Raw genomic sequence first — 20,799 nt, forward strand, 5'->3', positions numbered from 1 at the left:
ACTTAATTAAGCATGAAAGCGATCTCTAAAGTTTTAGTGGTTTTGTTGCCGGAAAGTGTCAGTAAAACTCCGTCCATCGTGGCGGTCGAACAAAAGGGGTGGATTATGTCGGGAATGGTCAAACGGGGAATGGCGGGTGCATGGGTCTTCGCGCTCACCTTCTTTTGCGCGATCCTCTCCTTGCAGGCATCGCCTGCCCAGGCCGGCTACGCCCACTTCATCATGGATGCCAATACCGGCAAGGTTCTGGCCGCCCGCAATGCCGATGTGCTGAACCACCCCGCCTCGCTCACCAAGATGATGACGCTTTACATGACCTTCGAAGCGCTGCACGCCGGCCGGCTTCGCTGGGACCAGAAGATCACCATGTCCAAAAACGGCGCATCGGTGATCCCCTCCAAGCTTTATGTGCGTCAGGGCCAGACCTTCACGGTGCGCGAAGCCGTTTATGGCATGATCGTCAAATCTGCCAATGACATGGCGGAAGGTATGGGCGATCACCTCGGCGGTTCCGAGGCACGGTTCGCGGAAATGATGACCCGCAAGGCACGCCAGCTCGGCATGTCGAAGACGGTGTTCCGCAATGCCTCCGGCCTGCCCAGCAAATCCCAGGTGACGACGGCGCGCGACATGGCCAGGCTCGGCCTGGCGCTGCAGCGGGACTTCCCCAAAGAATACGGCCTCTTCGCCATGGAATCCTTCAGTTTCCGGGGAAAACGCATCCGCGGCCATAACAATCTGATGTATCGATATCAGGGCATGGACGGCATCAAGACTGGCTACACCAATGCCTCTGGCTTCAACCTCGTCAGCGCCATCAACCACAATGGCCGCCGCGTCGTCGGCGTCGTGCTGGGTGGCAAGACCGCCCGCAGCCGTGACGCCCAGATGGCAGCCCTTCTCGACAAGGCCGTGCCGCAGGCATCCAGAAGCCGCAACACCGAACAGCTCGTGGCCAGCGCCAATGTCAGCCGCACCTTCGATGTGGCCGCCGCCTTGCCCCCGGCTTCCGTTCCATTGCCGATGTTCGCCGAACGCCGCGCCGACCCGGTCGCCATGCAGATCGCCACCGCCAATAGCCAGATGGCCGACATGATGCAGGTCTCCGCCATTCCGAGACCTGCTCCCGCCGCCGCTACGACCGGTGAGCGAAGCCGCTGGGAAGTGCAGATCGCCGCGACCGACAGCGAAGCCGCCGCCCGCTCACTGCTCGCCAATGCCCGCTCCAATATCGGCAGCTATACCGGGATCGCTCCCTACACCGAGGCCGTGCAAAGCGGATCGGCAACGCTTTACCGCGCCCGCTTCACCGGCTTCGAAGACCAGTCTTCGGCCGTATCCGCCTGCAAGGAACTGAAGGCGCAATCCTATGCCTGCGTGGTGATGACCAGCGAGGGGTGATTCAGCGCTTGAGCCACCCGTTCGTCAACGCATCCGCCAGATACGGGATGCCGTTCACGCGCGCCATTTCAGACATGGCCAGATTATCGTAGCGGATATTCCGGAAATAGACCTGCCAGCCACGCCCCGTCTCTTCCAGCACGGCATAGGTGGCGAGCGCATGACCGGCCTCGACATGGTGGTCGAAAGGTGTGTCGTCCTTCCAGCCGGGGCATCCGACGCTGCCGGGATTGACGATTAGCCGGCCATCGGAAAGCTGCACCGCGCGGGGAATATGCGTGTGGCCACACAGCATCAGCGGCTGGGTGATGCCTTCCGCCCTCTCCTCGATCTCGGCGAGCGGCCGCAGTTTCAGCACGCCTTCCGGCGACAGCGTTTCCAGCCAGTAGTCGAGATCGCCGAGCGGCGAACCGTGGCAGCAATAGGCGACATCCCTGAACACCATGCTGAAAGGTAACGTATGCAGCCAGTCCAGATGTGCTGCGGTGAGCTGCGCATGGGCCGGCTTCTCCCAACTACCCATGTTCTCCGGCGCGCGCTCGATCAGTTCCCGGTCATGATTGCCGCGAATGCTGGGTATCCAGTTGCCAACCAAGACGTCGCCGGTGAAACCTGCCTCCAGCGGGCCACTGAAACAATCGCCGAGATTGACGATGTCCTTGATGCCCAGCTTCGCAATATCCTCGAGCACGGCTTCCAGTGCGGCGCAGTTTCCGTGAATATCGGCAATCGCGGCAAAGATCATGGCTATCAGCTTCCTCGATAGGTGGAATAGCTATAGGGCGAAAGCAGAAGCGGCACATGATAATGGCCGCTCTCGTCGGCAATGCCGAAGCGGATGGGGATGATGTCGAGAAAGGCCGGTTCCGCCAGTTGAACGCCCCTGCCACGCAGATAATCGCCGGCATGGAAAACCAGCTCATATTCGCCAGCCTTGAAACTGTCGCCGACAAGCAGTGGCCCACCATCAACCCGGCCATCGCTATTGGTCTTCACCGTTTTCAGCTTCTCGCGGCGATCACCGGAGAGCCGGTAAAGCTCGATCGTCAGCCCCTCAGCGGGCACCCCATGCGCGGCATCGAGGACATGAGTGGTCAAACCGGTCATAGGCTGGGCTCCGCGATCATGAAGGGCTCATCGAAAAAATACTCTTCCAGATTGTTACCCGGCCCCTCGCGATCGGCAACCAGAAAATCCGAAACCGCCTGCAGCGGCATCAGCGGATAATGCCAGACATTGCGACGGTAATTCACGCCCTGATCGCCCCGCGCCAGAAACACCTGCGGCCTGGCGGGCCGGCCACCGTCATCTTGCGCAACGACAACGAGGAACGGCCGGCCGGAAAGCGGCGAAAAACTCTGGCTGCCGAGCGGATGCCGCTCCATCATGTCGATCTTGTGCGGGAAAACCCGGGGCTGACCACGGAAGATGTTGAGAATGATCCGCGCGCCCTCGCCCGCAGCCTCTGGCGCTGAAAGCGCATGATGCCGCTCGGTCTGGCCACCATTGATGTGGCGCATGGAAGAGGGTGTCGTTTCAATCACATCACCGAAGGGTGTGAACGCCTCTTTGGTGAGAGGCCGTATCTCGAGAAAATCAGTCAAATGTCATTCACCTTGGGCATGCCAATTGTGCAGAAGAGAGAGTTTGTCCAGAAGGTCAGGTATCGCCGTCTGGGTCGTATCCCAGACCGTTTCCAGATTGATGCTCATGTAACCATGTGCGATCCTGTTCCGCATGCCGCGCATCTTAACCCACGGAATATCAGGAAAATCCGCCACGAAAGCCGGGAACTCTTCCATGATCCGAGCTGTCGTCTCGCCAATAATCAGAAGGTTCATCGCCACCGCCCGTTGACGGACGAGATCAGCCAAAAATTCGTCTTTTGTGTTCCGTTGAACAAAGTCTATGGTTTCCGAAGCAACCTGCCGGATGTCTTGAAGATAAACGTTCAGCCGCTCGACGCTCATACAGGCTTCGCTTCCTGCAGCACCTTCACACGGACACGCTCTGGAAAATCGCCCGGCGTCAGCAGGTGAATTTCCGTGCCCCGCATAATATCCGTCAATTCCTCCAGCAAACCGCCAAGGTCGAACAATGTCGTGCCCGGCAGCGCATCCACCAATATGTCGAGATCGCTGTCCGGCCGGTCCTCGCCCCGGGCCACGGAGCCGAACACGCGCGGGTTTGCCGCATTGAAGCGCTTCGTCGCCTCGCGGATCGCCTCCCTGTTCTTTTCCAGCACCTCGGACGGTCGCATGATCTTTATCTCCAGACGGCGCGATCCTAGCAGAACGGCCTGCACTCGCCAATTCAGCCTTCCGGCAGCATAGAGGCAAGGCGCAGCCAGGCGATCTTTTCCACCTGCCCCGTTGCGGTTGCGAATTCCTGCGCCGCGTTGTTGTCGATGCGGGTATCGAAAGCGGAGAGGATATCGTGCCTGTTCAGCCCCTTCACGGCGATGATGAAGGGAAAACCGAATTTTTCGGTATAGGCGCTGTTCAGTTGGGTGAACCGTGCATGTTCCTGCGGCGAAAGCCGATCGAGCCCGGCACCGGCCTGTTCGTTGCGGCTGTCGGCGGTCAGTTCGCCGGCAATCGCCAGCTTGCCGGCCAGATCGGGATGCGCCCGCAAAACGCCGAGCCTTTCCGCCTCGGAAGCCACCCGGAACTGCGCGCAAAGGGCCCCGTGAACCGCCTTCGCCGTCAGTTCCAGGCCTGCGCCACCAGCATCATAGGCCCGTTCGGCAATGAAAGGCGAATGTTCGAACACGCCACCGAAGCGGGCGACAAATTCCTCGCGCGTCACCATTAAGGCGTCTCCGGCTTGTGGTGTTCATGCCAGTGGCGGGCGATCTCGAGGCGCTGCGGAATCCACACCTTCTCGTGACCAAGCACATATTCGATGAAACGGCGCAGCGCCGCGGCCCGGCCCGGCCGGCCAACGAGACGGCAATGCAGGCCGATGCTCATCATCTTCGGCGCGCCTTCGACTCCCTCCTGGTAAAGCACGTCGAAGGCATCCTTCAGATAAGTGAAGAACTGATCGCCGGAATTGAAACCCTGCGGCGTGGCAAAACGCATGTCGTTGGTGTCGAGCGTATAGGGAATGATCAGGAACGGCTCGTCGCCCACGCCCTTCACCCAATAGGGCAGATCGTCGGCATAGGAATCCGAGGAATAAAGGAAGCCGCCCTCCTCCATGACGAGGCGCAGCGTATTGTCGGATGGCTTGCCCTGATACATGCCGTAGGGACGCTCGCCCGTCAGTTCGGTATGCAGGTGCACCGCTTCGACGATGTGCTTGCGCTCTTCCTCCTCAGAAAAGTCCTTGTATTCCAGCCAGCGATAACCGTGGCTGGCGATTTCCCAACCCGCTTCCTTCATGGCGGCAACGGCCTCGGGGTTGCGAGCCATCGCGGCGGTCACACCGTAAACGGTGGTGGTAACGCCAAGCCCGGTGAACATGCGCCACAGCCGCCAGAAGCCGGCGCGCGAGCCATATTCGTAGATCGATTCCATGTTCAGGTTGCGCTGGCCGGGCCACGGCTGGGCGCCGACGATTTCCGACAGCAGCGATTCCGACGCCTTGTCATTGTCGAGAATGCAGCTTTCGCCGCCCTCCTCGTAATTGATGACGAATTGTACGGCGATGCGCGCCCCGCCCGGCCATTTCGGATCAGGAGCGTTGCGGCCATAGCCCACCAGATTGCGGGAGTAATTTTCGGAAATCATTCAGCCACCCCGAACATCTCTCCCAGAGCGCAAGCCGATTGCGGGAGATAAGATAAACCTCCGAACCTTGCCGGGCCGGACAGGCAAACGCGGCACGCTTCGGATATGCGATGCCGAACGGTAACATCCGCATCCGGAATGTCGAGACAATCTTGCCGACATTCCGATGCTTTTTTGTATACGATTATCAGCAGGCGTGCTTCAGGCAATCTTGCGGGCTGAAACGCGGCCCATGGGATGCAGCGAATGCACGCGGAAAGGCGCACCGGGCTCATCCTCGATGAAAAGCGCGAGGCTGGAAAATTGCAGCGTCCTGGTCAAGAGCGGCTCGAACACCTTGCGGACGGCCCGCTCGATCCTCTGGCTGCTGGAAGGGTCCACACCGCCCGTCAGCGACATCTGGAAACGGAATTCATCCATGACATGCGGGCTACCCCAGCGGTGCAGATTGGTGAGCTGCGAGGCCGATAGCCGATCCGGATCGGCACGCTCGATTTCCGCCTCGGAGAGCGGTGCGCGGTAATGGTCGAATTCCTGCACCACGCGGGCGGCAAAGAAATGCAGCACTTCGCAGGGACGCTCGGGAACGAGGCTGAAGACATTCTCCTGTCTTGCCACCACCAGTTGCGGCAGCGTGAAGGGATCCTGCCTGCCGGAAAAATACATCAGGTCGCGCAGCAACGCCGCTTCGGACTGGCCCTCGGCGAGGCGGAAAGGCGCTTTGATGGTGCCGTGGAAACCGTAACGGCGCGGCAGGGCCGTGTGGTAGGAAATCTCCTGCATGCCGAGATCGATCGTGCCCGGCGGCTCCACCGCATGACCGGAATAGACATCGCGCCCCAGCCACGCGGCGGCAGCCTGCGTCAGCGGGTCATTGGGGGAAGGCGTGAAATGAATGGCGTATCGCATGCGCTGTCACCTCGCCGCAAATGCGGACAAACCGGCCTCTTTGCAGGCCAGCAGATAAGTGATTTGCGTGACAGATTAACGACGTAAGTGGTCCAATCAGAACTTTCTAAAGTCCGGGACGGCAATACTCACGTGTTCTTGAAGGCGAAAGCCCGAGGGGATGACAGGCGTGTGACCGCAAACAGTTTCTAATGCCGCATCGGCAAGAAAATGCGCGAGCCCGAAGCTCACTTTGAAACCACCGGAGAGCGCAACGAGTTTCGCCGTGCCGGCCATCGCCCCCACCATCGGGTCCCTCCCCACCGCCTTCGGGCGCAGCCCGGCCCAGCGTTCGAGCACCGGCGCGCCGGCAAGGGAAGGCACAACGGTGCAGGCGTCGACAAGCAGTTTTTCGAGCTTCTCGTCGGTACTGAAGGGCTCGGAAAAACAATCTTCGCTGGTACTGCCGATCGCGACGGTGCCATCCTCATGCGGCACGATATAAAGACCGTTGAGGAAGACGACCGGCATGGCCGGATCAGCGCTAGCGTCGAGAAGCGCCGCTTGCCCCTTTACCGCCTGCCCCAGCGCAACTCCCGCTTCCAGCCCGAGAGCGTCACGGATCAGGGGAAAGGACTCATGACCATTGGCGACCACGACATGGCCGAAGCTTATCTCCTCTCCCGAAGACAATGCCGCCCGCCCGGCATCCGCATCAAGGGAAACAACCCGGCAGCCTTCCGCCACCTGCACATGCCGCGCCTTGCGGAGAAAAGCCGAGAGCAGCGCGATCAAGGCGCGCGGCGAGACCCTTGCCGCCAACGTGTCGAAGACGAAACCGGCCTCGCCCGCTGCGTCATCCACCCAGCCCGCGACCGATGGCCTCTCTCCCACATGCCATTGGAACCGGCGTTCACCCGATCGCCAGTTTTCCGCCGCATCCCGCTCGTGTCGCTCGGCGATGCCGCGCAGATGCGGCTTGGGCAGTGGAATGATCCGTCCGCAGCGGCGATAACCGCCGGAAAGCCCGGTCTCTGCCTCCAAGCCCGCGATCTCCGCTTCCAGCGCGACAAGAGCATCGAACTGAAACTGCTTCTTGTCCGACCAGCGGTCCGGCATATGCGGCATCAAGGCGCCCAGAAGCCCGCCGCTCGCGCCGCCACCAAGACGACCCGCCTCTACCAGGAGGGTACCGATGCCGAGCCGTTCCGCCTTCACCGCCGCCCACAGACCCATGATGCCGCCGCCGACGATGAGGAGCGGCACGGAATCCGGCAAACGCATTCTTGGTGATTGACCCTGTTCGAAAGCGGGATTATCGGCTTTAGCCATGAAAAATTCCAACGACACTATCAGAGAAACTGGCGCCGAGACCGGCTCGGCAACCGGGCAAAACCAGACGGCGCTCGACTGGCGTGACGGGGATATGCCCTATTCGCGGGCCTTTGACGATCATTTTTATTGCCAGACGGATGGCAGGCTGGAATGCGGCCATGTCTTCCTGTCCGGAAACGGGTTGCCGCAACGCTGGCTCGAACGGGACGGTGTTTTCCGCATCGGCGAGCTGGGCTTCGGCACCGGCCTCAATCTCTGCGAGACCTGGCGGCAATGGAAAGAGGTCCGCAACGGCCGCTCCACGCTGCATTTCGTGTCCTTCGAACTTTACCCGATGAAAGCGGACGAGATCGACCGGGCGCTTTCCCGCTGGCCGGAAGTGGATGCTGAGCGCAAGGCGCTTGTCGCCCGCTGGCCCGCCGAGCCGCAGGGCCGGGTCGAGATCGAACTGGACGAAGCAACGCGCCTGACGGTGGTCTGCGGCGAGGCGCTTGCCGGCATTTCCGGCAGCGATCTGAGTTTCGACGCCTGGTTTCTCGATGGTTTCGCGCCCGCGCGCAACCCGGACATGTGGTCGCTGGAGATCATGCAGGCGCTGTTTGCGAAAACGGCACCGGGGGGCAGATTCGCCACCTACGCCGCCGCCGGCTTCGTCCGCCGCAATCTCATCGCAGCCGGTTTTGACCTGGAGCGCAGAAAGGGATTTGCCGGAAAGCGGGAAATGCTCTGCGGCACCAAACCCTCGGCCTGATGCAATTCAGAAAATGACGCCGGATATTCACACGCCCGGAGCATCCCGCCGCAGCACGTTCTCGCCCAGCCATTGCGCGATCTTGTCTTCGAGGCTTTCGGGGCTGATCGGCTTCGACAGATAATCATCCATGCCCGCCTCCAGGCAGCGCTCCCGGTCCGCCTCCTGCGTATGGGCGGTGACGCCGATGACAGGCACATGCCGGCTATCACCGGCCGCCTGCTCGGCAGCGCGAATGGCCTGTGTCGCCTGGTGCCCGTTCATGACAGGCATGGATACATCCATCAGAATGAGGGCGGGATTATACTCCTCCCATGCCTGAACGGCCCTCTTGCCATTACCGACGATCAGGAAGCGCAGGCCTGCCTGCTGCAAAATCTGGCTGAAAACAATCTGGTTGACGTCGTTATCCTCGGCCACCAGCACATCGAGAAGGCACGGCCGGCTACGTTCGGGAACCGTGGCCGGAGCCTCAGCTCGTTGCTTCTTTTCGGCGGGCCGGCTTTCCGGCCGGGCTTTCTCTCCACCCGTCCCCTGCGCAAGCGGATGCTGACGGATGCGCTTCAGCCGCACATCGCGCACCACGTCGAACAGGGTGGAGCGCAGCAGCCGGGCCCGCGCCGGTTTCATCAGATGCGCCTGCACGCTGAGATCGGTAAACAGCGTCTCGTCGCCCACCACATCCATCGAGGTCAGGAAAACAATGGCAATATCGTCAAAGCGCTTATCAGCCCGGATACGCTCCACCACGTCGAGCCCGTTCATGACAGGCATATGATAATCGAGGATGATGGCGTCGATGGCAAAGCCGAGAGACGCCGCTTCCTGCAACACGGCGATGCCGGAAGGCCCATTCTCCACCGCGTGGCCATCTATACCCCAGCTGCGAAGCTGCTCGGTCAGGATGCGGCGGTTGACGTCATTATCGTCGATGACAAGCACCCGGATATCATCGATCGCCACGGAAAGCAGCGGCACGTCCCGCCGTCGCTCCATCACCTGAAACGGAATATCGACCTCGAAGGCCGAGCCCCTGCCGACCTCGCTGACGACATTGATCTTGCCGTCGAACAGGCCGACGAGGCCTACCGTGATCGCTAGGCCCAGCCCCGTTCCCTCGTGCCGCCGTGTCGCGGAACCATCGACCTGGCTGAACTTGTCAAAGATCGTTTCCAGCTTGTCGACCGGAATGCCGATGCCGCTGTCTTCGACACGCAGTGAAAAAATGCTTTCCGACGCCTCCGCCGACTGCGCCGAAAGCTCGACCAGCACATGCCCGGTTTCGGTGAACTTGACGGCATTTCCGACGATATTGGTGACGATCTGGCGGAACCGGCCGGCATCGCCGATGACCTTGCCGGACACCGAGGCATCAATGCGAACGATCAGCTCGATGTCCTTTTCCAGCGCCGCCGAGGACAGGAGCGAGACCACATCCTCCACTGCCTCAGCGGGATCAAAAGGCACGCTGCGCAGCTTCATCTGCCCCGCCTCGATCTTGGAGAAATCGAGAATGTCGTTGATGATCGTCAACAGCGCATTGCCTGACTTGACGATGATGTCGGTAAAGGTCTTCTGGCGCGTGTCGAGCTTGGACTTGGCCAGAAGCTCCGCCATGCCAAGCACGCCGTTCATCGGCGTGCGGATTTCATGGCTCATATTGGCCAGAAATTCCGATTTGGCCCTGTCCGCGGCCTCCGCACGCGAAAGCAGCCGCTGCAACTCCTCCTCGCGCACCTTCATCTCGGTCACATCTGTGACGATGATCAGCCAGTAATTGCCGGAACTGTTGGTGGCCTCCAGGTTGAGCCAGCTTTTGCCGGCAACGTGGACAAGCCAGGAAAACGGCCTGTTGGCCGCGATATTCTCTCTCCAGATCCGCAGCGTCTCGCCAGCCTCCGCGGCCGTGCCGAAATCGCCGCGCCCCGCGCAATGGGCAAAGAAGCCGGCCCAGTTGCGGCCCTTTTCCAGGAGATGCGGCGGCACATCGAACATCCTCGCCATCGCCTCGTTGGACATGATGATCGTGCCCTGCTCGACCAGCACCAGCCCCTGCGCCATGGCGCGTGTGGCGCCCTGCATATATTCGCCGACGCGTTCCAGTTCCGCCCTGGCCTTGCTGATCTCGGCGTCGCGCATGCGCACATCGGTCACATCGGCATAGGTGCTGAGGATCTTCCCGCCTTCGAGACGGGTTTTCGAGATCACGGTGACCTTGCCGCTTTTGCTGCGCACCTCGCGGGGGGCGAAGGCGTCCGCTTTCAGAAGCCGCTGCACCCGCTCCTCATAGACGTCATCAAAAGGTCTGTCGCCATAGTCATAAAGGCCGCTGTCGAAATTCATCTCCATGAATTCGCGATAGCTCTTGCCGACAAGCGACTTCTCGCCGCCGATCTCACCCCAGACCTGGTAGAAGAACGGATTGACATATTCGATGACGAGATCGGCGTTGAGCAAAAGCACGCCCACGGGCAGGGCGCGCAGAACCGCCTGGAGCTGCCGGTGCAACGCCTCGGCCTCGGCCTGCGCGGCGATCAGCGCCTTTTCCCGGTCCTGCAACAGGCTGACGTCGGTGACCGAACCCACCAGATAATATTCATCGTCTGGTGTCGCGACCCGGCCGAGCCGGGTGATGACGGGGACCGCCCCACCGTCGCGCCAGGGCATGTTTCCCGTCCGTTCGATCGCCTCTCCGGTCTGCAAAATCCGTTCGTTTTCCTGCCGGAACCGCGGGCCGTTCTGCGGAAACATTTCCGTTTCGGTCTTGCCGATATGGTCGGCAAGATTGCCGCCGAGGAACGTGTTATAGGCGGCGTTGGCATAGGTCAGCCGCCTGTCCTGATCCCTCAAAAACACCCCGACCGGCAATTGCTCGAGGGCAGCACGCAGCAGCCATGTCTCGCGAATCTGTGTGCTTAAAAGCGTCTCATGCGCCTTGAACTCGGTCACATCTACCCTGAGCCCGACAAGCATGCCGTTTTCCAGGCGCTTATTGACCATGCGCACCCAGCGGCCATCGGCGAACTGCTCCACCCTTTCGAGATAGGGAAGAGAAAAATCATGCAACTGCTTCTGCATCCAGTCTTCAAAAGACGGACCGTCATTCTTCGCACAACGATATACGCTCGAAGAATATAGCGTTTTCATCAATGCTTCGAGGCGGATGCCGGGTTTCAGCTCGATGTCGAGATCGCTGTAAAACTCTGCGAACCGCGCGTTACAATAGACCAGCTGATTATCCCGGTCATAAACGACGATGCCGGCATCGATGAAATCCATGACGCCGCTGCTGAACAAAATATCCGATGCGCCGCCCACCGCCGCGGACTTGCGCGAAACAGCCGACGGCATCTCCTCGAACACTTCGAACAGGAAAAGGCTGCCGTCATCGCCGATAAAGCGTTCGCAGCGAAGCATATGCGATTGCGCGGAAAGCGCGGCATGGCAGGCGATTGCCTCGTCCGTTGCGAAAACCAGAGACCGTCGCTCGCGATCTTCCCGCTCGGCATCACGGATATCGCCGGAGAGTGAAAGACTGGTCTGGCCCTCGAATGCCGAAGGCGCGCGACCCATGACCCGGCCATAGGCTTCGTTGACCACGACGTAACGCAGTTCGCCGTCCTTGATGCACGCGGGCAGCTCCAGGGCGGCAACGGCCCTGCATGCTTTTTCCAGCAACCCGCAGCCTTCGGTCAATCGATACTCCACACCTCGGCAGTCCATCCCTGTCGAATCAAATATTTCCGGATGCCGTCGCAAAAAACGTTATGTGAGAAAATCGATCTTTGCTATGTATCCGCAGGTCGCGTTACCCTTTTTTAACCATAATTCTTCGCCTTTGGACCCACGTTCCGGTGATAGCCGGCAACCGATGCGCATGGCTGCCATGCGCTGTCGGGCGGCATCGTTACAAAACTATCGCTTGACTTTGACGCACAAAACGCCCACATCCCCGTCAAGCTTTCACCTTCGGCAGCCGCGTGAGCTGCAGCGTATGAACCAAGACCCCCTTGGACCGCATGTAGGAAAAGCGCAACGAATACAGAAGACGGCAATTGCCGCACTGATGCGCAGAAAGTTATTCCAACCCACAAGTTCCCAATTCACGCGGGGTTCTTGACGCCGAAACCACCGGACAGCAGCACTGCTCCGGATGAGTTTGTTTTGGCGCCCCGAAAGGCAATATATATTGACCAGTTTTAACGAACTCGGCCTCTCCGAAAAGATTGTGGCCAGTGTTACCCAGCTTGGCTATACGACCCCTACCCCCATTCAGGCGAAAGCCATTCCGCTGCTGCTCGAAGGCCGTGACCTGATCGGCCTCGCACAGACCGGCACCGGCAAGACGGCCGCTTTCGGGCTGCCGATCATCGAAATGCTGATGAAGCAGGCGGATCGTCCGGCAAATCGCACCACCCGCACGCTGATCCTTGCACCGACCCGCGAACTGGTGAACCAGATCGGCGACAACCTGCGTTCCTTCGTGAAGAAGACGCCGTTGCGCATCAACCAGGTTGTTGGCGGCGCGTCGATCAACAAGCAGCAGCTTCAGCTCGAAAAGGGCACTGACATCCTCGTGGCGACCCCCGGCCGCCTGCTGGACCTCATCGCCCGCAACGCCATCTCGCTCTCGAAGGTGACGTATCTCGTTCTCGACGAAGCCGACCAGATGCTCGATCTCGGCTTCATCCATGATCTGCGCAAGATTTCCCGCATGGTTCCGCCCAAGCGCCAGACGCTGCTGTTTTCGGCCACCATGCCGAAGGCCATTTCCGAGCTTGCCAGCAACTTCCTGACCGACCCGATCAAGGTCGAGGTGACACCTCCGGGCAAGGCTGCCGACAAGGTCGAGCAGTACGTGCATTTCGTCGCCGGCAAGAACGACAAGACCGATCTTTTGAAGAAGTCGCTCAACGAGAACCCGGATGGCCGCTCCATCGTGTTCCTGCGCACCAAGCACGGCGCGGAGAAGCTTTACAAGCATCTCGAACATATCGGCTTCAAGGTCGCCTCCATTCACGGCAACAAGAGCCAGGGCCAGCGCGAGCGGGCACTGAAGGGCTTCAAGGACGGTGAGATCAAGGTTCTGGTCGCGACCGACGTCGCTGCCCGCGGCATCGATATCCCGGCCGTAACGCACGTCTTCAATTACGACCTCCCGGAAGTGCCGGATGCTTACGTTCACCGCATCGGCCGTACCGCCCGCGCCGGCCGCGACGGCATCGCCATCGCTTTCTGCGCACCGGACGAAACCCGCCTGCTGCACGACATCGAAAAGCTGATGAAGATCGATATCCCGGTTGCGTCTGGCGAACGTCCGGCTGGTCTTGCAAGCCCCACACGCCCCAATAACAACCGTGGCGGTCGCAACAACAATGGCGGCCAGCCGCGCGGCCCGCGTGAAGGTGGACGTCACAACGGCGAATCCCGCCCGTCCCGCAACCACGCGCCGCGTGATGCGGACAACGATCTGGAAGTAACCTCCGACTTCAAGCGCGTTAAGCAGGCTGAAGGCGACGCAGGCCGCCCGGCCGGCCCGCGCAAGCAGCGCCGCCCCGCCCGCAAGCCCGGCGGCAGCGGCGCCAACCGCCACGCACCTGCTGGCGGCAACGGCCAGGAAAAGCGTGCTTCCGGCAACGGCAATCGCGGCCGTAACCGCTAACTGTTAAGCCAGGGTCGCGGACGCTCGGCATTGCGGCGCTCGCCAATCAAAGCCCCGCAGGCAATCCGCCCGCGGGGTTTTTCTTTGTCTTCAACCGCCCTGCGTCGCCGGTCGACGTCTTGACGGCAAGGTCATGGCCAGCACGCCTGCGATCACGCAGACCAGCCCCACCCACATGGCTGACGTCGGCACTTCCCCCAGAAACACCATGCCGATGGCGACCCCGACCGGCACCCGGAGATAGGCCTGCGAGGTGGTGCCCACCGAGCCCAGCGTTTGCATCAGCCGGAAATAGATCATGAAGGCAAGCGCGGTGGAAAAGACGCTGAGGCACACAAGTGCCGTTAACGACGCCGCCGAAGGCGACAATGTCCAGGGCCGGTCAACGATCAGGCTGACCGGCAACAACAGTACCGCGCCGCAGATCAACGAGCCGGCGGCAGGCATGACAGGATCGAGGCCCTTGAAGTTTTTGCTGAAAATGGCAGCGCAGGCGTAGGAAAATGCCGCCGTCAACACCGCAAGCTGGCTCCATATCGCCTCCCCTGCTCCACCAAGCGCTTCCACGCCGATGATGAGGCAAACACCGGTCATGCCGGCAATGGTGCCGAACAGCTTGCGGCCACTCACCGTCTCATGCCGGATGACAAGCGCGGTGAGAAGGAAGGTGAAGATCGGCGTCGTGGCATTGAGAATGACGGCAAGCCCGGCATCGATGCTCTGTTCCGCCCAGGCGATCAGCGTGAAAGGTAACACGCTGTTGATACAGGCCTGAACGAAGAAAAGCCGCCACGTTGCGGGATCGCGCGGCAACCGCAGCCCGCGCAGCCGGATGACCACCAGGAGCAGGAGACCGGCAATGAGGGTTCTTGCTGCAATGAAGGTCAAGGGCGGAATCGTCTCCACCCCGATCTTGATAAAGGTGTAGGATGCGGCCCACAGCGTGGACAGCAGGGCGAGAAACAGCAATTCACGGGCGATGGTGTTCTGAGGGGTCACGGATCAATTTTCCAGCTGCGTTCAGGATGAACCGTTCCTAACCCGAAACCAAGCATCTATGCTTCGGTGAAGACCGAAGTTTCCGCCGCATCAATACAATGAGGCCCCGCATGGTTCCAGCCATGCGGGGCCTCAATAAAGATCGGTGATGACGGCGGGCGATCAGGCCCGGCGTTCATCCACCGAGAAAGCGCCCGCACCGGCAAACACCAGATACAGGAAGATGAAGCAGAACAGGATGGCAGCATCACCACCATTCAGGGCCGGGAAGAAGCTCTTCGGCCCGTGCGCCATGAAATAAGCGACAGCCATCTGGCCGGACAGGATGAAGGCGACCGGGCGTGTGAACAGGCCGACCAGCACGAGAAGGCCGCCAACGGCTTCCAGAAGTGCCGCCACCAGCAGCATCGTCGGCAGGGAGCCGTCCATCTGCGATGCCGGGAAACCGAACAGCTTCTGCGTTCCGTGCGAAATGAAAAGCAGCGCCGTCATGATCCGCAGCGCCCCGAGTGCCTGCGGGCGATAGCGGGAGAGATTGTCTAGAATTGCCATGTTCATGTGTCCCCGTTGAAGTGGTGCGACGCTCGATACAGCGCAATCATGCCTTTATGGATACACGTCTCGAACACCGAAAATCACATTTCCGATATAGCAGAAATCCCTTAAATACATAAAGGGAGTCATTCTACACATGGTTGATTTTCCACCATAAAACCAGACTTATGTGGAAAAAATCAACCCAAGGATACAGGCATTTTTTCGCGTGGCAAAGGCGGAAAAATCCGCCTCCCCGTCAGGCTTGCAGCACCACGACCCTGGAGCCGACAGGCACGCGGCTGTAAAGATCGATGATGTCGTGGTTCAGCATGCGGATACAGCCGCTCGACATGGCGTGGCCGATGGATTGCGGCTGATTGGTTCCGTGCAGACGGAACATGGTGTCGTTGCCGCCGCGATAAAGATAAAGCGCCCGTGCGCCGAGCGGGTTGTTGGGGCCACCAGGCATGCCGCCGGCGAATTTCAGATTACGCGGATCACGGCGCATCATGTTTGCGGTCGGCGTCCAGGAAGGCCATTCGGACTTGCGGCCGATATAGGCATCGCCCTTCAGCGCAAGCCCCTGCCGGCCGACGCCGACGCCGTAACGCATGGCGCGACCCTCGCCCATAACATAATACAGCCGCCGCGCCGGTGTATCCACCACCACCGTTCCGGCGGGATGGCTGGTGTCATAGGTGACCTCCTGCCGGCGCAGTTCCGGCTTGACCTTATCGAGATGCATGGCGGGAAGCGGAAACTTCTCTTCCGGTTTTGCCGCATAATTGAGCCTCTGCTCGCCAATACCGGTGTGCGCGCAGCCGGCCAGAAACAGCGGCAGTCCGAACAGAACACCACGACGTGAAATAGACATGTAACCCCCGCCAAATCATGTGATTAACGAGAGGTATAATTTTATGGTTAACAAATCTCTAATGTGAGGTTGCAGTAACTAACGTACCGCAACCGACGCCGCAGGTTTGCGATTGGCGAGATAAACCCCCGTCACCGCCAGAACCGTGCCGGCGATCATGGCCGGCGTCAGGGTTTCCCCGAAAAGCACGGCGGCTTCCACGGCGGCCAGCGGCGGCACCAGATAGATCAGCGAGGCAGCGCGTGAGACCTGCCCGCGCCGGATCAGATAAAGAAGCAGCGCCACCGCACCGATGGAAATCGCACCCACGGACCAGCCAAGCGTGGCGGCAAGCCCGAGGCTCCAGTCCACATGCCCATCTTCCAGCAAAAGCGCGAAGGGAACGGTGACCAGCAGCGCGCCGACATATTGCAATGTCGCCACGGCCATGATGTTTCCGCCATGGACATATTTCTTCTGGTAGAGCGTGCCATAGGTCACCGACACCATGCCCAGCACATTCACCGCCACGGCATAAAGCGGCACCGACATGCCAAGCGCACCGGTAGCCATCACCTTCGGCAGCACGGCAATGGCGATGCCGGCAAAACCGAGCAGGAGACCCGCGCGCTGCAGTGGCGAAATTCTCTCCCCAATCATGAAGCGGGCGGCCACCGCCGTCATCAGCGGCTGCAGGCCGGCGATGATGCCGCCGATCGCGGCAGGCACGCCCTGCCCGATTGCCCACCAGATCATGCCGAGATAAATGCCATGCAGAAACACACCGGAGAGGATCGCCCGCAGGACATCGGCACGCTGCTTCGGCCACGAAATGCCGGAAAACCGGCAGATCGCCCATAATAGCAGGCCGGCCAGCAGATAACGCAGACAAAGGAAGGTCAGCGGCCCGGTATAATAGACGGCATATTTGGCAGTGACCCAGCCGGTCGACCAGAGAAAGACGAAGATGGCCGGAGCCAGACGGTCGAGCGACATTGAGCATCTCCTGTGCCGCACGACAATGCCACGGGCTATTGCTCCCGACGGGCGCGATGCGGCGAATTGTTCTTTCTGCGGCCAGGCGCGAACCGGCAAATGATCAGGGCCGGTCAGCAAGGCGCTATCCCCCTCGCCATGAAAGGTCAAAGGTGTTTTTGTGATCACATCTTTCAGTTTTTCTGATGCGAAATCCGCGATCTTTCAACCGAAAGCGAACGAGTAAAATTTGTGCATTCGCCCACGCTGCACACAGGCCGATCGCTCGCTTCGATCCCGCTACAGCGCGCAACCAATCTACCCGTGCTGCATTTATAAGCAAACACCGAAAAAACGCTTCTTTTTTAAAACTCTAGGGCGGTAAAAAATCTTCACGGAGGCCTCCGCATAGTTCTTGCATTGCATTTCTCGTTGTATTCATATGGCAAAAAAGGGGACATCGAAGTTGGCATTTGACGAAATGATAAATGCGGACAACGCGCCGCGAAGCCCATATGAAAACTATAACGAATGGTACAGCCGGCAGGACAGGGCGCACCTGATCCAGAAGTCAAAAGACGCGGAAAACATCTTTCGAAAAACCGGCATTACTTTCGCAGTCTACGGCCACGCCGACAGTTCAGAAAAACTGATCCCCTTCGATATTATTCCGCGCATCATCTCCGGGCGTGAGTGGCGCAAACTGGCCCAGGGTATCGAACAGCGCGTTCTCGCCCTCAACGCTTTCCTTGACGACATCTACCACAAGCAGGAAATCATCCGCGCCGGCCGCATTCCCCGGGAGATCATCGAGAAAAACGTCGCATTCCTGCCGGAAATGATCGGCTTCACGCCGCCTGGCGGCGTTTACACCCACATTGTCGGCACGGATATCGTCCGCACCGGCGAAGACCAATTCTACGTCCTGGAAGACAATGCCCGCACGCCATCCGGTGTCAGCTACATGCTGGAAAACCGCGAGACGATGATGCAGATGTTCCCCGAACTCTTCCATGAGAACAAGGTGCGGCGGGTCGAGGACTACCCCTATCAGCTGCGCCAGTCGCTCGCCTCGCTGGCACCGCCCGGCTGCACCGACAAGCCGCGCGTCGCCATCCTTACCCCCGGCATCTACAATTCCGCCTATTACGAACATTCCTTCCTCGCCGACATGATGGGCGTGGAGCTGGTGGAAGGGTCGGACCTGCGCGTCATGGACGGCAAGGTCAAGATGCGCACCACGCGCGGTTACGAGGCGATCGACGTGCTCTACCGCCGCGTCGATGACGACTTCCTTGATCCCTTGACCTTCCGGTCGGATTCGGCACTTGGCGTGCCCGGCATCATGGATGTTTATCGCGCCGGCAACATCACCATCGCCAATGCCCCCGGCACCGGCATTTCCGACGACAAGGCAATCTATTCCTACATGCCTGAGATCGTCGAATTCTATACCGGTCGCAAGCCGCTTCTCGAAAACGTGCCCACCTGGCGCTGTTCGGAGCCGGACAGCCTGAAATATGTGCTCGACAACCTTGCCGAACTGGTCGTCAAGGAAGTCCACGGTTCGGGCGGTTACGGCATGCTGGTCGGCCCCACCGCGTCGAAGAAGGAACGGGCGCTGTTTGCCGAAAAGCTGAAAGCCCGCCCCTCCAACTACATCGCGCAGCCGACGCTGTCGCTCTCCACCGTGCCGATCATGGTCAAGAACGGCATCGCGCCGCGCCATGTCGATCTGCGTCCCTATGTGCTGGTGTCGGACAAGGTGAAGATCATCCCCGGCGGCCTGACCCGCGTGGCCCTCAAGCAGGGTTCGCTGGTGGTCAATTCCAGCCAGGGCGGCGGCACCAAGGATACATGGGTACTGGAGGATTAAGCCATGCTGGGCAGAACGGCAAACGGGCTCTACTGGATGTTCCGGTATATAGAGCGCGCTGAAAACATCGCCCGGCTGATCGATGCAGGCCTGCGCGTTTCACTGACGCGCAGCGGCAGCGGCGATGAGGACTGGGACGGCGTATTGCAGAGCGCCGGCGTGCACGAGGAGTTCCTCGAAACGCGCGAGAAGGTGACGGCGGCCAATGCGATAGATTATCTCCTGCGGGACAAGGCAAACCCTTCCAGCGTCATGTCCTGCATCGAGGCAGGCCGCAACAATGCCCGCATGGTGCGCACGGCGCTGACGCGCGAGACATGGGAAGCCACCAACGAATTCTGGATCGAGCTGAAGAACATCCTCGGCCGCAAGCTCAGCCACGCCGAGCTTCCGCAGACCATCGATGTCATCAAACATCGCGCCGGTCTGGTGCGCGGCGCTTTCCACGGTTCGATGCTGCGCAACGATCTCTATAATTTCTCCCGCATCGGCACCTTCATCGAGCGGGCCGACAACACGGCCCGCATCCTCGACGTCAAATATTACGTGCTGCTGCCGGCCGTGGCGCATGTGGGCTCCTCGCTCGACAATGCGCAATGGGAATCCATCCTGCGCTCGGTCTCGGCGCACCGCTCCTATGGCTGGGTCTATGATGCGGAATACAAACCGGCCAACATTGCCGACTTCCTCATTCTCAACGGCCGCATGCCGCGCTCGCTTGCCTATTGTTACGAGAAGATCGCCAGCAACCTCAATTACATCGCCGAGGATTACGGCGAAAGGCACAAGGCGCATGAGACGGCGGAAAGCATCCGCGACAGCCTGCGCAAGACGACCATCGCCCGTGTCATGGATGAAGGTCTGCACGAGTTTCTGGAGAGATTCGTCAACCGGAACGGCCAGCTGGGGCAGGAAATCATGGAAGGCTACCGCTTTTATCTATAAGCGCGTGGACGGGGACAGCTTATGCGTCTGAAAATCACCCATACGACCGAATATGTCTATGACGAGCCGATGCCCTATGCGTTGCAACGGCTGCGCCTGACGCCACAGAGCGGCCCGTGCCAGACGGTTGAGGACTGGGATGTCTCGGTCGATGGCGCCACCGTCGAAGTGACCTATGATGACCATTTCGGCAACCGGGTCGCGCTGGTGGAAACGGAAGGCCCGCAACGCAAGGTCAAGGTCGTGGCGAGCGGCCTCGTCACCACCGAGGACAAGGCCGGCATGGTCGGCCCTCATATTGGAAATGCGCCGCTGTGGCTTTTCCTGCGCGAGACGCCGCTGACCAAGCCGGGCAAACTGGTGCGTGAACTGGTGAAGGTCAGCACGGGCGACACCGAGCTTGAGCGCCTGCACGACCTCATGGAGAAGATCAACAGCAAGGTGGAATACATGCCGGGTTCGACCGACACCGAAACCACGGCCGAACTGGCATTGGAAGCCGGCAAGGGCGTCTGTCAGGATCATGCCCATATCCTGATTTCCGCCGCCCGGCTGATGGGCCTGCCCGCCCGTTATGTTTCCGGTTATCTGATGATGGAAGACGTGGCGGAACAGACGGCCACCCATGCCTGGGCCGAGGTGCATCTTCAGGGGCTGGGCTGGGTCGGCTTCGACGCCGCCAACAATATCTGCCCCGATGACCGTTACGTGCGCATCTCATCCGGCCTCTGCTACCGCGATTGCGCGCCGATATCAGGCATGCGCATCGGCCCGGCCGGTGAAACCCTGAATGTATCGGTCACCGTGCAGCAGTCACAGAGCCAGAGCCAGTCGCAGAGTTGA

General features: G+C 60.2%; 20 protein-coding genes. 6 read left to right on the forward strand and 14 right to left on the reverse strand.

Annotated features, from left to right (window positions below; all coding sequences use genetic code 11):
• Nucleotides 1-129 precede the first annotated feature (129 nt).
• Nucleotides 130-1,401: a D-alanyl-D-alanine carboxypeptidase gene (locus ATU_RS11330; RefSeq protein WP_035255894.1), complete on the forward strand. Its 1,272-nt coding sequence runs from the start codon at nucleotides 130-132 to the stop codon at nucleotides 1,399-1,401.
• Nucleotide 1,402: 1 nt separating this feature from the next.
• Here ATU_RS11330 and ATU_RS11335 read toward each other — a convergent pair whose 3' ends face one another.
• The 9 genes from ATU_RS11335 to ATU_RS11375 form a co-directional block, all read right to left on the reverse strand.
• Nucleotides 1,403-2,146, reverse strand: coding sequence for a metallophosphoesterase family protein (locus tag ATU_RS11335; RefSeq protein ID WP_010972229.1), 744 nt, complete (start codon nucleotides 2,144-2,146; stop codon nucleotides 1,403-1,405).
• A 5-nt stretch (nucleotides 2,147-2,151) separates the two neighbouring features.
• Complete coding sequence (uraH, locus tag ATU_RS11340; protein ID WP_010972230.1) at nucleotides 2,152-2,508, reverse strand: hydroxyisourate hydrolase; 357 nt, start codon at nucleotides 2,506-2,508, stop codon at nucleotides 2,152-2,154.
• A complete protein-coding gene (locus tag ATU_RS11345) occupies nucleotides 2,505-3,005 on the reverse strand; it encodes an ureidoglycolate lyase (RefSeq protein ID WP_010972231.1) in 501 nt (166 codons plus the stop codon). The genes uraH and ATU_RS11345 overlap by 4 nt, the downstream gene beginning before the upstream one ends.
• A 3-nt stretch (nucleotides 3,006-3,008) precedes the next feature.
• Nucleotides 3,009-3,371: a HepT-like ribonuclease domain-containing protein gene (locus ATU_RS11350; RefSeq protein ID WP_010972232.1), complete on the reverse strand. Its 363-nt coding sequence runs from the start codon at nucleotides 3,369-3,371 to the stop codon at nucleotides 3,009-3,011.
• A complete protein-coding gene (locus ATU_RS11355) occupies nucleotides 3,368-3,661 on the reverse strand; it encodes a nucleotidyltransferase family protein (RefSeq protein ID WP_010972233.1) in 294 nt (97 codons plus the stop codon). Before ATU_RS11355 ends, ATU_RS11350 begins: the two co-directional genes overlap by 4 nt.
• 53 nt (nucleotides 3,662-3,714) lie before the next feature.
• A complete protein-coding gene (uraD, locus tag ATU_RS11360; RefSeq protein WP_010972234.1) occupies nucleotides 3,715-4,212 on the reverse strand; it encodes a 2-oxo-4-hydroxy-4-carboxy-5-ureidoimidazoline decarboxylase in 498 nt (165 codons plus the stop codon).
• Nucleotides 4,212-5,135, reverse strand: a complete 924-nt coding sequence (puuE, locus tag ATU_RS11365) for an allantoinase PuuE (RefSeq protein WP_010972235.1) — start codon at nucleotides 5,133-5,135, stop codon at nucleotides 4,212-4,214. Before puuE ends, uraD begins: the two co-directional genes overlap by 1 nt.
• Nucleotides 5,136-5,336: 201 nt before the next feature.
• Nucleotides 5,337-6,044 carry a DUF1045 domain-containing protein gene (locus ATU_RS11370; RefSeq protein WP_006311717.1) on the reverse strand — a complete coding sequence of 236 codons (708 nt, stop codon included), beginning with the start codon at nucleotides 6,042-6,044 and terminating at the stop codon, nucleotides 5,337-5,339.
• A gap of 96 nt (nucleotides 6,045-6,140) precedes the next feature.
• Nucleotides 6,141-7,355 (reverse strand): NAD(P)/FAD-dependent oxidoreductase, encoded by a 1,215-nt coding sequence (locus ATU_RS11375; protein ID WP_035255893.1) that lies wholly within the window; start codon nucleotides 7,353-7,355, stop codon nucleotides 6,141-6,143.
• On the opposite strand from ATU_RS11375, the gene mnmC2 reads away from it, so the two are divergent.
• Nucleotides 7,354-8,109, forward strand: coding sequence for a tRNA (5-methylaminomethyl-2-thiouridine)(34)-methyltransferase MnmC2 (gene mnmC2, locus ATU_RS11380; RefSeq protein ID WP_010972237.1), 756 nt, complete (start codon nucleotides 7,354-7,356; stop codon nucleotides 8,107-8,109). The two genes, ATU_RS11375 and mnmC2, sit on opposite strands and share 2 nt — an antisense overlap.
• 27 nt (nucleotides 8,110-8,136) lie before the next feature.
• Here the strand turns inward: mnmC2 and ATU_RS11385 are convergent, their stop codons facing one another.
• Nucleotides 8,137-11,832 carry a PAS domain-containing hybrid sensor histidine kinase/response regulator gene (locus tag ATU_RS11385; RefSeq protein WP_010972238.1) on the reverse strand — a complete coding sequence of 1,232 codons (3,696 nt, stop codon included), beginning with the start codon at nucleotides 11,830-11,832 and terminating at the stop codon, nucleotides 8,137-8,139.
• Nucleotides 11,833-12,298: 466 nt separating this feature from the next.
• Here ATU_RS11385 and ATU_RS11390 point away from each other — a divergent pair, with 466 nt between their 5' ends.
• Nucleotides 12,299-13,771 (forward strand): DEAD/DEAH box helicase, encoded by a 1,473-nt coding sequence (locus ATU_RS11390; protein WP_035255892.1) that lies wholly within the window; start codon nucleotides 12,299-12,301, stop codon nucleotides 13,769-13,771.
• Nucleotides 13,772-13,861: 90 nt separating this feature from the next.
• Here ATU_RS11390 and ATU_RS11395 read toward each other — a convergent pair whose 3' ends face one another.
• From ATU_RS11395 to ATU_RS11410, 4 genes are all read right to left on the reverse strand, one after another.
• Nucleotides 13,862-14,770: a DMT family transporter gene (locus ATU_RS11395; RefSeq protein WP_010972240.1), complete on the reverse strand. Its 909-nt coding sequence runs from the start codon at nucleotides 14,768-14,770 to the stop codon at nucleotides 13,862-13,864.
• A 162-nt stretch (nucleotides 14,771-14,932) separates the two neighbouring features.
• Nucleotides 14,933-15,328 (reverse strand): DoxX family protein, encoded by a 396-nt coding sequence (locus tag ATU_RS11400; protein ID WP_006311710.1) that lies wholly within the window; start codon nucleotides 15,326-15,328, stop codon nucleotides 14,933-14,935.
• A 235-nt stretch (nucleotides 15,329-15,563) separates the two neighbouring features.
• Complete coding sequence (locus ATU_RS11405) at nucleotides 15,564-16,181, reverse strand: L,D-transpeptidase (protein WP_006311709.1); 618 nt, start codon at nucleotides 16,179-16,181, stop codon at nucleotides 15,564-15,566.
• A 78-nt stretch (nucleotides 16,182-16,259) separates the two neighbouring features.
• On the reverse strand, nucleotides 16,260-17,156 hold the full coding sequence (locus ATU_RS11410; RefSeq protein ID WP_006311708.1) for a DMT family transporter: 897 nt from the start codon (nucleotides 17,154-17,156) through the stop codon (nucleotides 16,260-16,262).
• Between the two features lie 445 nt (nucleotides 17,157-17,601).
• Between ATU_RS11410 and ATU_RS11415 the strand changes: the two genes are divergently transcribed.
• From ATU_RS11415 to ATU_RS11425, 3 genes are read left to right on the forward strand one after another with little or no spacing between them, the layout of a single operon-like run.
• Nucleotides 17,602-19,011: a circularly permuted type 2 ATP-grasp protein gene (locus tag ATU_RS11415; RefSeq protein ID WP_035214895.1), complete on the forward strand. Its 1,410-nt coding sequence runs from the start codon at nucleotides 17,602-17,604 to the stop codon at nucleotides 19,009-19,011.
• Nucleotides 19,012-19,014: 3 nt separating this feature from the next.
• A complete protein-coding gene (locus tag ATU_RS11420; protein WP_006311706.1) occupies nucleotides 19,015-19,956 on the forward strand; it encodes an alpha-E domain-containing protein in 942 nt (313 codons plus the stop codon).
• A gap of 21 nt (nucleotides 19,957-19,977) precedes the next feature.
• Nucleotides 19,978-20,799, forward strand: coding sequence for a transglutaminase family protein (locus tag ATU_RS11425; protein WP_010972242.1), 822 nt, complete (start codon nucleotides 19,978-19,980; stop codon nucleotides 20,797-20,799).

This window comes from Agrobacterium fabrum str. C58 (assembly GCF_000092025.1).
In the GTDB taxonomy this organism is placed as follows: Bacteria; Pseudomonadota; Alphaproteobacteria; order Rhizobiales; family Rhizobiaceae; genus Agrobacterium; species Agrobacterium fabrum.